13 protein-coding genes are annotated in these 13086 nt (G+C 29.2%); 10 read left to right on the top strand and 3 right to left on the bottom strand.

Annotated features, from left to right (window positions below; translation table 11 throughout):
- A complete protein-coding gene (locus tag Q0714_RS09245) occupies nt 1–2205 on the bottom strand; it encodes a S46 family peptidase (protein WP_298264429.1) in 2205 nt (734 codons plus the stop codon).
- A gap of 153 nt (nt 2206–2358) precedes the next feature.
- On the opposite strand from Q0714_RS09245, the gene Q0714_RS09240 reads away from it, so the two are divergent.
- From Q0714_RS09240 to Q0714_RS09225, 4 genes are all read left to right on the top strand, one after another.
- The gene (locus Q0714_RS09240) at nt 2359–3669 is read left to right on the top strand and encodes a DUF819 family protein (RefSeq protein ID WP_298264428.1); all 1311 of its coding nucleotides are present in this window, start codon (nt 2359–2361) and stop codon (nt 3667–3669) included.
- A gap of 42 nt (nt 3670–3711) precedes the next feature.
- The gene (locus tag Q0714_RS09235) at nt 3712–4410 is read left to right on the top strand and encodes a DUF4369 domain-containing protein (RefSeq protein WP_298264426.1); all 699 of its coding nucleotides are present in this window, start codon (nt 3712–3714) and stop codon (nt 4408–4410) included.
- A gap of 115 nt (nt 4411–4525) precedes the next feature.
- Nucleotides 4526–5020 (top strand): sigma-70 family RNA polymerase sigma factor, encoded by a 495-nt coding sequence (locus Q0714_RS09230; protein WP_298264424.1) that lies wholly within the window; start codon nt 4526–4528, stop codon nt 5018–5020.
- 2 nt (nt 5021–5022) lie between these two features.
- Nucleotides 5023–5661: a hypothetical protein gene (locus tag Q0714_RS09225; protein ID WP_298264423.1), complete on the top strand. Its 639-nt coding sequence runs from the start codon at nt 5023–5025 to the stop codon at nt 5659–5661.
- Nucleotides 5662–5694: 33 nt separating this feature from the next.
- Here Q0714_RS09225 and Q0714_RS09220 read toward each other — a convergent pair whose 3' ends face one another.
- Both Q0714_RS09220 and Q0714_RS09215 read right to left on the bottom strand, forming a co-directional pair.
- On the bottom strand, nt 5695–6495 hold the full coding sequence (locus Q0714_RS09220) for a TIGR00266 family protein (protein ID WP_298264422.1): 801 nt from the start codon (nt 6493–6495) through the stop codon (nt 5695–5697).
- A 34-nt stretch (nt 6496–6529) separates the two neighbouring features.
- Nucleotides 6530–7000 (bottom strand): DUF4442 domain-containing protein, encoded by a 471-nt coding sequence (locus tag Q0714_RS09215; protein WP_298264421.1) that lies wholly within the window; start codon nt 6998–7000, stop codon nt 6530–6532.
- A 156-nt stretch (nt 7001–7156) separates the two neighbouring features.
- On the opposite strand from Q0714_RS09215, the gene Q0714_RS09210 reads away from it, so the two are divergent.
- The 6 genes from Q0714_RS09210 (at nt 7157) to Q0714_RS09185 (ending at nt 13030) form a co-directional block, all read left to right on the top strand.
- Nucleotides 7157–7534 carry a DUF4870 domain-containing protein gene (locus tag Q0714_RS09210; protein WP_298264420.1) on the top strand — a complete coding sequence of 126 codons (378 nt, stop codon included), beginning with the start codon at nt 7157–7159 and terminating at the stop codon, nt 7532–7534.
- Between the two features lie 33 nt (nt 7535–7567).
- Nucleotides 7568–7909: a PadR family transcriptional regulator gene (locus tag Q0714_RS09205; protein WP_298264419.1), complete on the top strand. Its 342-nt coding sequence runs from the start codon at nt 7568–7570 to the stop codon at nt 7907–7909.
- Complete coding sequence (locus Q0714_RS09200) at nt 7906–9654, top strand: PspC domain-containing protein (RefSeq protein ID WP_298264418.1); 1749 nt, start codon at nt 7906–7908, stop codon at nt 9652–9654. The genes Q0714_RS09205 and Q0714_RS09200 overlap by 4 nt, the downstream gene beginning before the upstream one ends.
- Nucleotides 9655–9749: 95 nt before the next feature.
- Nucleotides 9750–10472, top strand: coding sequence for a head GIN domain-containing protein (locus Q0714_RS09195; RefSeq protein WP_298264416.1), 723 nt, complete (start codon nt 9750–9752; stop codon nt 10470–10472).
- A 179-nt stretch (nt 10473–10651) separates the two neighbouring features.
- A complete protein-coding gene (locus Q0714_RS09190) occupies nt 10652–12448 on the top strand; it encodes a hypothetical protein (protein WP_298264415.1) in 1797 nt (598 codons plus the stop codon).
- Nucleotides 12449–12838: 390 nt separating this feature from the next.
- Nucleotides 12839–13030: a hypothetical protein gene (locus tag Q0714_RS09185; protein WP_298264414.1), complete on the top strand. Its 192-nt coding sequence runs from the start codon at nt 12839–12841 to the stop codon at nt 13028–13030.
- The last annotated feature ends 56 nt before the right edge of the window (nt 13031–13086 follow it).

Here is a 13086-nt window from a genome sequence, read left to right as displayed (position 1 = left end):
TTATTTTTTTGGATGAACTAAAGTCATCTCATCTATTAGATTTTTTGCACCTGCATATTTATCAACAATAAATAACACATAACGAATGTCTACCATTATATTTCTACAAATATCAGGATCGTAATTCATATCACTCATAGTTCCTTCCCAAACACGGTCAAAGTTTAAACCAATTAAATTTCCATGTGCATCAATTGCAGGGCTACCTGAGTTTCCACCAGTAGTATGATTGGTTCCAATAAAACAAACTGGCATTTTACCATTTTCACCATATGGACCATAATCTTTTGTTTTATATAATTCTTGTAACTTTTGAGGAACATCAAATTCATAATCTCCAGGCACATATTTCTCCATCACTCCTTTTAAATATGTTGTGGTATTATAATAAACCCCATCTTTTGGTTTATAACCACTTACCTGACCATAAGTTACACGCAATGTACTATTGGCATCTGGAAAAAATCTTTTATTTGGAAACACTTCCATTAAAGCTTTCATATATTTTTTTTGAACTGCTTCAATTTGAAGGTTTAATTGTTGAAACTTAGGCTCTAATTTGGTGTAAAAAATAGTGTGCAATTCTTTTCCAAACAAATATCCTTTATCTGCATTTAACTTTTTAATAACCTCTTCACCTGTTCCCTCTAATAATTCTTTGGCACCTTCTAACGAAGTTAATTTACTAGTTGCATAAATTTCTTTTGCAATTTCTGAAAAGTCAACGTCAACCATTGTTGATGGCAAATACTCTTTTGGAGATTTTTCTGCATATAATTGCGTTAATTTTTCAAAAACTAGCTTATCTACAACTGGACTATAATTTTTATAAGTACCTTCCAATCTATTTATACCTGAAGCTCTTAAATTTTCAAATGCTTGCTCTCCACCTCTTAAATAAGCTTGCTCCAATTGAAATGCTCTAAAAGTAATGCCTAACAATTCTACGTTTCTATAAGCAACTTCAATCCAATAATCGCGTGCTAAAGAAACTTTTTCTATTTCTTTATATAGATTCTCAAAATCTGAAAGTAGTGTTTGGTAGCCTACCAAATCCTTTTCTTTAACAATGTTGGTAAACTCAACTTCAAGTTCTCGCTTTTTTGCAATTGCATTCGATTTTTCAATTCCTTGATTTTCTCCAATCCATTTTTTCCAGTAATTTGCTGTTGAAGCATATTTTGATGCGTATTGAATTTTTATTGCAGGATCTTTACGCATATAAGAATCAATAATTTTTAACGCATTTTCACGTACTTCAATTTTAGCCGGATTTAGCACATTAACTATTTGATCTACTGCAACAGCAGGTAAATATTCATTTGTTCTTCCAGGAAAGCCAAATACTAAAGTAAAATCACCTTCTTCAACTCCATCCAAAGATATTGGTAAGTAATGATTTGGTTTATACGGCACGTTATCTTTAGAGTATGCAGCTGGACGATTGTTAGCATCTGCATAAATTCTAAACATTGAAAAATCACCAGTATGACGTGGCCACATCCAGTTATCGGTATCGGCTCCATATTTACCAATAGATGAAGGCGGAGCTCCAACTAAACGAACATCTTTAAAAACTTCTGTAACAAATAGTAAATATTGATTGCCTTTATAAAATGATTTGACATTTGCATCTTGCCAAGTTTCTTTTTGTGCAGCCTTAGCAACTTTCAAAATATTTTGATTGATGATTTTCATTTTAGCAGCTTCGTCCATATCTTCGGTCACTCCTTCTAAAACTTCAGTAGTAACATCATCAATTCTTTTAATAAAAGTAACTGACATACTTGGGTTAGCCAACTCCTCATCATAACTTTTAGCCCAAAAACCATCTTTTAAATAATCGTGCTCAACAGATGAGTGTGATTGAATTGCTCCATATCCACAATGATGATTAGTTAATAATAGTCCATTTGGAGAAATAATTTCCGAAGTACATCCTCCATTAAAATGTACAATAGCATCTTTTAAACTGGAATTATTTACATCATAAATATCTTTGGCAGTCATTTTACTCCCCAAAAGTTTCATTTCTTGCTCATTCATTCCTTCTAATAAAGAAGGAATCCACATACCTCCTTGAATTTCTCTGGTATCTGGAACTGTTGTAACTTCATTAATTTGTGCTACTGCTCCATTGTTTTGAACTGTTTTACAGGAAACTACAAATAATGCTAATAATAAATAAAGTTGTATACGTTTCATTTGAATTTAATTGATTGTTTTATTAAATGAAAATCAAAAAAAAATCTCCATTTTATTTTTAAAAATTTCCAACAAATATAAGCATCCAAAAGCACATTTTTTACCTAAAAAATTCATAAAAAATGTTAAATTAGCCAAAACTTAAAATTTTACATGGATACGACACCCTTTTTTACTCAAGACACTATTGTTTTCGGAATTTTAATGCTAACCTTAGGATTCGTTTTTTATACTTCTACAAGTGAAACCAAATTCTGGAAAAAATTCTACAAATATATTCCCGCACTATTAATGGCTTATATGATGCCAGCCTTTTTTACCACCACAGGAATTATTTCTCCAGAATGGCAAACTGTAAATGAAGCTGGTGAAATTACAAAGCATAAATCTCAATTATACTATGTGGCTAGTCGATTTTTATTACCTGCAGCATTGGTTCTAATGACTTTAAGTATTGACTTAAAAGCGGTATTTAATTTAGGACCAAAAGCATTAATTATGTTTTTAACCGGAACTGCAGGCATTATTATTGGTGGGCCTATTGCCATTTTATTGGTTTCTTTGGTTTCTCCAGAAACAGTTGGAGGTGCTGGTCCCGATGCTGTTTGGAGAGGTTTGTCAACATTGGCAGGCAGTTGGATTGGCGGTGGAGCCAATCAAGCAGCGATGTTAGAAATTTATCAATTTAATACTAAAAATTATGCAAGCTTTGTAATTGTTGACATTGTGGTTGCTAATATTTGGATGGCTATTTTACTGTTAGGTATTGGAAAATCTGAAAAAATTGACAAATGGTTGAAAGCTGATACTTCAGCCATTGAAACTTTAAAAGAAAAAGTTTCTAGTTATGCTTCTAAAATAAGTAGAAATCCAACTTTAGCTGACTTTATGGTAATCTTAGGAATTGCGTTTGTAGTTGTAGGTGTCTCACATTGGGGGTCCAATACTATTTCAAACTTTTTAATTGCTAATTTTGAAGCTGTTAGTGATAAAACATCTGTATTATCTTCATTTGGTTCACAATTTTTCTGGATGATTACCATCGCTACTATTTTAGGAATATTACTTTCATTCACTAAATTAAAAGAATATGAAGGTGCAGGTGCAAGTAAAATTGGGAGCGTATTTATTTACATTTTAGTAGCCACTATAGGTATGAAAATGGATTTGACTAAAATTTTAGACAATCCTGGATTAATTGTAGTAGGTTTAATATGGATGGCTATTCATGTTTTAATATTAATTATCGTTGCTAAATTAATTAAAGCTCCTTATTTCTTCTTAGCCGTAGGAAGTAAAGCCAATATTGGTGGTGCCGCTTCAGCTCCTGTTGTTGCAGCTGCATTTCACCCTTCACTTGCAACTGTTGGTGTATTATTAGCCGTTTTTGGGTACGTAGTTGGAACCTATGGAGCCATGCTTACTGCAGAGTTAATGAGAATTGTAGCTCCAACCGTTAGTTAAATCATAAAATATAAATATATTAGCGCGCTTAAAAATTTAAAGATGAAAAAATTACTTAGTTACCTTATCATTGGGTTATTTCTTTTTTCTTGTACTACAAAAAAAGAAGGAAGTTTAATTGTTAAAGGGAACATTGCTGGTTTAAAAAAAGGAACGTTGTACTTACAAAAATACGTTGATACCTTATTGGTTGCTGTAGATTCTGTTCAATTAAATGGAAATGAAAATTTTATTCTTACTGATGAAATAGAACATCCAGAAATTTATTTTATTTCTTTAGATAAAATAACTGATGAAAGAATTTCTTTTTTTGCTGAAAAAGGTGAAATTACAGTAACATCAAAATTGTCAAAATTTACGTTAGGTGCTAAAATTACCGGTTCTAAAACTCAAGATTTATTAGAAGAATACAAAGCTATGATTCAAAAATTTAATGGAAAGCAACTAGATTTAATTAAAGAAAATTTTGAAGCAAGCAAAAACAATGACACTGCCAAACTAGCTGAAATTGATGTCCAAAACAACAACTTATTAAAACGTAAATACTATTTTACAACTAATTTTGCAGTAAGCCACGGAGAAAGTGAAGTAGCTCCTTATATTGCATTAACTGAACTATATAACGCAAATATAAAATTACTGGATACCATCAATAATTCTTTATCTAATAAAGTAAAAAAATCAAAATATGGTTTAGAGCTTAATGAATTTATAAAGAATATTAAAAAAACAGAGCAATAGTTGAAACTATTTATCTTTTAAAAGCAACTCATAATGAGTTGCTTTTTTTATTTTTATCAAAATTTGTAACAAACTTTATCAATTGTATACTTATTAGTTGAACCAAACAAAACCTGTGACTAAAGAACTAGAACATAAATTTATTTCTGAATTTCAGAAACATCAGAATATCATTCATAAAGTATGTAGAATTTATACTAACAATCAAGAAGCTCACAATGATTTGTTTCAAGAAATTACTATTCAACTATGGAAAGCATATCCAAAGTTTAGAGGAGATTCAAAGTTAACAACTTGGATGTATAGAATTGGTTTAAATACGGCCATTACGCTTTATAGAAAATCTAAAAGAAGCATCCAAACTCAAGATTTTGACACAGTATTGCATAAAATTGAATCCACAAAATATGATGATACTGAAGAAGAACAATTGAAATTAATGTACAAAGCAATTCATCAACTATCTGATATTGATAAAGCATTAATATTCTTGTATTTAGAAGATAAGAGCTATAAAGAAATTTCAGATACCATTGGTATTTCTGAAGTGAATGCACGAGTGAAAATGAATAGAATTAAAACGCGCTTAAGAACAATTTTAAATCCTTAAAAATGGATGAGTTAGATTTATTAAAAAAAGACTGGAAAAAGCAGGAGAGCTCCTATCCAAAATTATCATATAACGAGATTTATAAAATAATCCATAAAAAATCATCTTCAATTGTAAAGTGGATTTTTGTTATTTGTATTGCCGAATTTTTATTTTGGGGATTTATAAATTTATTAATTCCTGAAAGCTTTTTTACAATTTATGAAAAATTGCATGTAAAAGCATTTTTAAAAATATCTAATATTTTACATTATGCAGTTGTTGTCGTTTTTATTTATTTGTTTTATAAAAACTATAATTCTATTTGCGTTATAGATTCTACGAGTTTATTAATGAAAAAAATTATTAAAACTCGTAAAACCGTCAATTACTATGTATATTACAATATTATAATGACTGTTATTTTATCAATCATTGTCAACATTATTATGTTTTCTGATTCGACTCTTTTAAATGAAGTTATGAACCCAAAACATCTAGAAATTAATGAAACTAAATTTTTCTACATTATGTTGATTGCTCAAATTGTAGGTTTGTTAATTATGATAGGTTTATTATGGTTGTATTACAAATTTGTTTATGGAATTTTGCTAAGGAAATTAAATAAAAACTATAAAGAGTTAGAAACTTTAGAAGTTTAAAAAAAAAACCGAAGCCTAGGCTTCGGTTTTTTTTTAAATTCTATTATCTCCATCTAATATATTTCCAATTCCACCTAATAAACTACCTTCTCCCCTAGTTTTTCCACCAGTTTGAGGTGCTAAAGCTAAAACTCTTCCAGCCAACCTACTAAAAGGTAACGATTGTATGTAAACAGTCCCTGGCCCTTTTAAAGTAGCAAAAAATAAACCTTCACCCCCAAAAACTGTATTTTTAATTCCACCAACAAATTCTATATCATAATCTACATCCTTTGTAAATCCAACCACACAACCTGTATCTACTTTTAAAATTTCACCTGATTGAAGTATTTTTTTACTCATATTTCCACCTGCATGAACAAAAGTCATTCCATCACCTTCCAATTTTTGCATAATAAATCCTTCTCCTCCAAATAAACCTCTGCCCAATCTTTTTGAAAATTCAATGCCTACCGAAACACCTTTTGCAGCGCATAAAAATGAATCTTTTTGGCAAATAAACTTACCACCTAATTCACTTAAATCTATGGGTATTATTTGACCTGGATATGGAGCTGCGAAAGACACTTTTTTCTTCCCAATACCAACATTAGAAAAAACGATCATAAATAAACTTTCTCCAGTAAGCAACCTTTTCCCTGCTGAAAATAATTTACCTAAAACTCCTTCATTTTGATTAGAGCCATCCCCAAAAATAGTATCCATTTTTACACTATCACCCATCATCATAAAACTACCTGATTCTGCCACCACTCCTTCTTGTGGATCTAACTCTATTTCTACATATTGCATTTCTTCTCCATGAATATGATAATCTATTTCATGTGCATTCATTATAGTATGTTTTTAATTATTTAAATATAGATCTTTATTTGTTTAAACTTTTTTGTTTAAGCTTTACACTCCACTCAAATTCATATAATGAAACTTGTTCTCCACTTTCATCAATGCCAATTGATTTCATTAAAATAGTTTGCCCTTCACCTGTTTCAATAGTTTTCGTTAAAGCTTTTTCAATTGCCTCTCCATCCATACAAGTAAATGTAATTTTCCCAACGGCTTTTTTTGTAAATTTTCCTGAATGATTAGTAACCAACATAGATATTGGCTTTCCACTTTCTCTTATTTTTTTAATTACTAAAGCTCCTGTAGAAAGTTCAGCAGCCATTGATTGCACTGCAAAATACATAGATTTAAATGGGTTTTGGTTAATCCACCTATAAGTAACAGTTACAACTGCTTTTGTTAATTCTAATTCTTTAAGTTTAACTCCACATAAAAAAGCTGAAGGGAGTTTAAACATTAAAAATCTATTCATTTTTTTTACAGTTACTTCCATTTACATGTACTATTAATTTTTGAACAAGTTAACTAAAATTAATAAACTTAAAAATTATTTATTTTGTTAAAAAAAAGTTAAAATACAGTACTATGTTTTGCATAATACTATTTTTTATCCATATATTTGCATAAGAAACTAAACGATTACACAATTATGAACTCAAAAAATGAAAGTAGCAGTGCATTTTTAATTCACATTTCAGCATTTGCAAGTTATTTTTTTCCATTAGGAGGCGTTATTGCACCTTTAATTTTTTGGCAAGTTAAAAAAGATGAAAGTGCATATTTAGATGAACAAGGAAGAGAAGCCGTAAATTTTAATTTAAGCTTTTTACTATACACATTTATTTTAGGCTTAAGTATATTCTCTACCTCATTTTTCCATTTTCCAAATTTTTTCGGAATTTTTGGTGGCATTTCGGTAGTCGTAATATTAGGTATTGTAAGATTTGTTTTAATTATTCAAGCAGCTTTAAAAGTAAATAACAATGAATATTATAAATATCCCTTAACTATTCAATTTATAAAATAGTTCGATATTCACCCAATAAAAAAATCTCAACTTATGAAGATAGAAAACACAAAAGCACAAATGCGAAAAGGGGTTTTAGAATTCTGTATACTTTCCATTTTACAACATGGAGACGCTTATACTTCTGAAATTTTATCGCAGCTAAAAGATGCAAAATTACTAGTTGTTGAGGGAACTGTGTACCCATTATTAACTAGATTAAAAAATGCTGGTTTACTCGGCTATCGCTGGGAGGAATCAACATCAGGACCCCCAAGAAAATATTATGCCTTAACAGAAACAGGTAAATTATTTTTAAAAGAATTAAATACAACTTGGAGTGAACTTGTAGAAGCAGTAAACTTAGTAACTACCAATAAACCAACAGAAAAATGAACAAAACAATAAATATAAATTTAGGAGGCATCTTTTTTCATATTGATGAACTAGCTTATCAAAAACTGAAACTGTATTTAGATGCAATAAGAAGATCTTTAAGTGACGATCCTCAAGGTAGAGATGAAATTTTAAATGACATTGAGCATAGAATTGGAGAATTGCTTTCTGAAAGAGTAAAAGACGAGCGTCAAGTTGTTAATGAAAACGACATTGACGAGATTACTAAAATAATGGGGAAACCTGAAGATTATTTAGTAGACGAAGAAATTTTTGAGGATGAACCAACATATAGACCAAGAAAATCGAACAAAAAACTATTTAGAGATGGAGATGATAAATTTTTAGGTGGTGTTTGTTCTGGTTTAGCGCATTATATTGGAATGGAAGCCATTTGGATGCGTATTATATGGCTGGTTTTAGCTTTCGGGTTTGGTGTAGGATTTTTAGTGTATTTCTTATTATGGATTTTAATTCCAGTAGCCGAAACCACAGCAGAAAAACTTCAAATGAAAGGTGAACCAGTAAACATAAGCAATATTGAAAAAAAAATTAGAGAAGAATTTCAAGATGTTTCTTCAAAAGTAAAAGAAGGAGTTAATCAAGCTACTGAAAAGGTTAAAAGTTCTGAATTTAAAAAAAACGTAGAAAGCAAAGCCAAATCTGGTTTTAATGAAATAGTAGATACTATTGGAAAAATTATAGTCGCTATTTTTAATATTTTCGGAAAATTTATTGGTGCTTTATTAATCTTTATTGCGGCATCCACATTAATTGGATTAATTATTGGAGCATTTTCTATTGGAAGTTTTGAAATACTAGGGTTTGGTAATGATTATGTGAACTATCCTCCTTTCTTTTTCGATTCTGTAATACCATCTTGGTTATTAATACTTTTTACTTTTATAGCCATTGGAATTCCATTTGTAGTATTATTTATGCTAGGCTTAAAAATACTTTCTAGCAATGTTAAATCTTTTAGTACTACCACAAAGCTTTCTTTATTAGGTATATGGATTATTTCACTTTTAGGACTTGGTTTTGCAGGAATTAACTTTGCAACACAAACTGCTTTTGAAGGTGTACATAGGCAAACAGAAGAACTAACAATTGTTGAAAACGATACCCTTAAAATTAAAATGGTTGGTGATGAAAATTTATCTAATAGAAGTGAATTGAGAAGAAGATATGATGTAGAAACTGTTTACGATAATGATGTTCAAAAACTATATTCAACCAGAATTAATTTAGACATTAAAGCAACTGATAAACTAAATGCCTTTGTTAAAATTAGAAAAGAATCTGAAGGAAAAAATAGGTTAAATGCCAACAATGATGCTGAAGCTATTGAGTATCAATTCAATTTAAATGATAAAAATTTATTGCTAAATGGTTACTTTTTATCTAACATGAAAAATAGATTTAAAGATCAGTTAATAAATATTGATGTGTATTTGCCTATAAACTCTGTAATATACTTAGATCACTCAACAAGAACTTATTTAGATGATGTTGATAATATTCAAAATGTTCATGATAGAGATATGCCAAAACACTTTTATAAAATGACAGAAGATGGTTTAGAATGTTTAGACTGTGATGAAAGTATTTTTGGAGATGATTATAAAAAAAATAACGAACATTTTAAATTAAATATCGACAATAATGGTGTAGAGCTTAAAATTAATGATGGTGAAAATGATGCAGAAGTAAATATCAATCAAAATGGAGTAATCATTAAATAATCACAATTCAAACTAAAAAAAATACAATTCATCCAATTCCTTTTTAGCTTTAAAACATTAAAAGATACTTTTGACACAACTTAAAAAACTATAATATGAAAACATTAACTAAACTTACAGCAATATTTATTCTTTTAATTACCACAACATCTTGCTTTATTGATGGATTTAATGGAATTAAAGGTAATGGAAATGTTCAGTCTGAAGATAGAAAAATAAGTTCTAATTTTGAAACTATAAAAGTTCAACAAGGCATCAATTTATATTTAACTCAAGGAAGTAAAACAGATTTATCTGTAGAAGCTGATGAAAACATTATAGATTTATTAATTACAGAAGTTAAAAACAATGAATTAAAAGTTTATTTTGAAAAAAATGTGTACAGAGCAAAAGCACGTAATGTATACTTAACTGCCAAACAAATTTCAGGAATATACACCTCCAGCGGAGCTTCAGTTAAATCTGAAAACACTTTAAACGTTCAAACATTAGATTTAGACTCTAGCAGTGGTAGCTCTATAAAAATTCATGTAAATGCAGATGATGTTACTAGTGAAACCTCAAGTGGAGCAAATATGGATTTATTTGGTAAAACAAATACTTTTTCAGCAAGAGCAAGTAGTGGAAGCTCCATAGATGCTGATGAATTAGTTGCAGAAGTTGCCTACGCAAATGCTAGCAGTGGAGCCAACATTGATATTAATGTAACTGAAAAACTTACAGCAAAAGCAAGTAGCGGTGGAGACATTGATTATGAAGGAAATCCTACCGATATTAATAAAAACACCTCTTCAGGTGGAAGTGTATCAAGAAGCTAACTCCAGTTTATATATTAAATTGGGAAGCCAGTTCAACTTGTGTGAGCTGGCTTTTTTTATTCAAAAACTTATGTTAAAACTTTAAGCAAAGTTTGCAAAATGACTTAAAATATGACAACCGTCATACTTAATAAATCTAAGTTCTATACTTTTGCCAGTTAACGTAAAAACATAATAACATGCAACATAAAAACAATCCTCATACATTTCATATACCAGTAATGGGGCTTGCTTTTACAATAGACAGTCCTATTAAAATTGCAAAATATGGTATTTCATCAGTTATTTCAATTGTAGATGATGTAATTATTGAAAAAATGAATGAATACTATTCTAAAAAATTTGAAATTCCTTATAAAGAAATTTCAATGAAAGTAGAAGATTATAGAGCTAAGAGAATTACCTCTTACTTAAATACTGTTGATACTATTGTAAAACATAAGTTTGAAAACCTTAAAAACACTTATGAGGAAAAAAGTAGTGAGCTAGAAAAGTATATAGAAATGCTTCCTGATTTTTCTGAAATAAAGAAAAGCTTTTTTAAAACTATTAAAAATAATACGGTTAAAGAAGATGTACAAAATTGGATTCACAACAATTTAAAGCCTGGAAGTATAGATGTTAACATTATGACGAAGTTGGATAAACCAAATTATCATAAAAATGAACAGCTTCCAATTGAGTTTAATGATGCTCATGCTGCTTTAAGAGGGTTTGCGAATAGTAATTTAGAATCCTCAATTGTATTGTCTGCAGGAATGAACCCAAGACTTTATAGCTATATTGAAAATTTTAAAGACTTTTTCCCTTCTGAAGAAGGATCAATTAGGAAAAAAATTATTTTAAAAGTTAGTGATTATAGATCTGCTTTAATTCAAGGAAAGTTTTTAGCTAAAAAAGGACTATGGGTTTCAGAATATAGAATTGAGTCTGGGCTAAATTGTGGAGGTCATGCTTTTGCTTCAGAAGGATATTTAATGGGACCCATTTTGGAGGAGTTTAAAAATAATAAAAAAGCATTAGCACAAGATATTTACACCGTTTTAGTTGAAGCTTTAAAAAGTAAAAACAAAACAATTCCAAATACAGCCTTGCAACTTAACATTACAGTTCAAGGAGGAGTTGGAACTTCTGAAGAACATGAGTTTTTATTAGAAAATTATAACGTAGACTCTGTTGGTTGGGGATCTCCATTTCTTTTAGTACCAGAAGCAACAACCGTGGATAAGGAAACCATTAAAACCTTAGAAAAAGCTACAGAAAAAGAGTTGTATTTAAGCAATATTTCTCCATTAGGAGTTCCCTTTAATAGTTTAAAAGGAAATACCAATGAAATTCTTAAAAATGAACGAATTGCTAAAAATAAACCTGGTAGCTCTTGCCCTAAAAAGTTTTTAGCTTCAAACATGGAGTACAGTAAAAAACCAATTTGTACCGCTTCAAAAAAATATCAAAATATAAAGTTAGAAGAATTAAAAACTCAAAATTTAAGCAATCTAGAGTACAAAAAAAAGAGCGATGCAATTACAACTAAAGCATGTTTATGTGAAGGCTTATCCAATGCGGCTTTAATTGAATATGATATGGAGCAAAAAGGAGAAGCGCAAGGTGTTGCAATTTGTCCAGGGCCAAATATGGCTTATTTTTCAAAAGAAGTTACCTTAAAAGAAATGGTACATCATATTTATGGTAAAGCAAATATTATTACCACCAACAATAGACCACATATGTTTATAAAAGAACTTGCAATGTATGTCAATTATTTTTCAAACAAAGTGGAAGAGTTTAAAGATTCATTTACGTTAAAAAATGAAAAATATTTGAAAACATTTCAACATAACTTGCATAATGGTATCAATTATTACCATCAATTATTTTCAAAATTTTCAGAAAACAAACATGCCTTATTAGAAGATTTAGAGCATTTAAAAAATGAACTTTTTGAAATAAAAATCCCTATTTTAGAAAAGGTATAATTTACAAAGAGGCTGTTTTTACAGCCTCTTCTTTTTTTCAGTTAAGCCCCCTACTTTATGTTTATTTTTTTGCATTGAAATTTGAGCTTTAACAAACTCAACATCTTAAAATTGGTTATTCTCCAAAATTCTTGTAAATTTGCAATATGATATATTATCACTACGAACAAAAAAATCAACGAATTTTCTCTTTTAATTTTTTAGTTTTCAGAACACAATCAGAGAAGTTTATTCCTCCTGGATTGTTCTAACTTTTTAGTTAAGTTAATCTTCATTAGCTTAAATCCAAAAACATTTCAAACATAACATCTTATCTTATTTATTCAAGAGTATTTTTATCAATCTATGAATATTATAATATAAATATTCAAAAATTACATTTAAAAAATTATGAAACTATTATATATTAAAAGAACGAGTAAAACAGAAAACAGATATTCTAAAAAAATGGGAAGGCTAACTACTAAAGTTACTTACATTAAAAAACACCTATTAGGTTTACCTATACAAACTTTACATAAATATAGAGAAACTTATTACGGTAAAATTAAGAGTTGCGAAGACTGCAATTTGTTTATTTAAAGCTTAAAATAAGGGATGTTTTTACTAAGTAAAACATCCCTTATTTTTCTATTAGG

Source organism: uncultured Lutibacter sp. (genome assembly GCF_947493565.1).
In the GTDB taxonomy this organism is placed as follows: domain Bacteria; phylum Bacteroidota; class Bacteroidia; order Flavobacteriales; family Flavobacteriaceae; genus Lutibacter; species Lutibacter aestuarii.
The sequence above is the reverse complement of the archived record's forward strand: the minus strand, read 5'-3'. Positions and strand labels throughout refer to the sequence as shown.

Coding starts and splice junctions, on each gene's coding strand:
- Q0714_RS09195 (WP_298264416.1), top strand. CDS start 9,750: ATGAAAACATTAACTAAACTTACAGCAATATTTATTCTTTTAATTACC.
- Q0714_RS09240 (WP_298264428.1), top strand. CDS start 2,359: ATGGATACGACACCCTTTTTTACTCAAGACACTATTGTTTTCGGAATT.
- Q0714_RS09185 (WP_298264414.1), top strand. CDS start 12,839: ATGAAACTATTATATATTAAAAGAACGAGTAAAACAGAAAACAGATAT.
- Q0714_RS09245 (WP_298264429.1), bottom strand. CDS start 2,205: ATGAAACGTATACAACTTTATTTATTATTAGCATTATTTGTAGTTTCC.
- Q0714_RS09200 (WP_298264418.1), top strand. CDS start 7,906: ATGAACAAAACAATAAATATAAATTTAGGAGGCATCTTTTTTCATATT.
- Q0714_RS09235 (WP_298264426.1), top strand. CDS start 3,712: ATGAAAAAATTACTTAGTTACCTTATCATTGGGTTATTTCTTTTTTCT.
- Q0714_RS09220 (WP_298264422.1), bottom strand. CDS start 6,495: ATGAATGCACATGAAATAGATTATCATATTCATGGAGAAGAAATGCAA.
- Q0714_RS09225 (WP_298264423.1), top strand. CDS start 5,023: ATGGATGAGTTAGATTTATTAAAAAAAGACTGGAAAAAGCAGGAGAGC.
- Q0714_RS09210 (WP_298264420.1), top strand. CDS start 7,157: ATGAACTCAAAAAATGAAAGTAGCAGTGCATTTTTAATTCACATTTCA.
- Q0714_RS09205 (WP_298264419.1), top strand. CDS start 7,568: ATGAAGATAGAAAACACAAAAGCACAAATGCGAAAAGGGGTTTTAGAA.
- Q0714_RS09215 (WP_298264421.1), bottom strand. CDS start 7,000: ATGGAAGTAACTGTAAAAAAAATGAATAGATTTTTAATGTTTAAACTC.
- Q0714_RS09190 (WP_298264415.1), top strand. CDS start 10,652: ATGCAACATAAAAACAATCCTCATACATTTCATATACCAGTAATGGGG.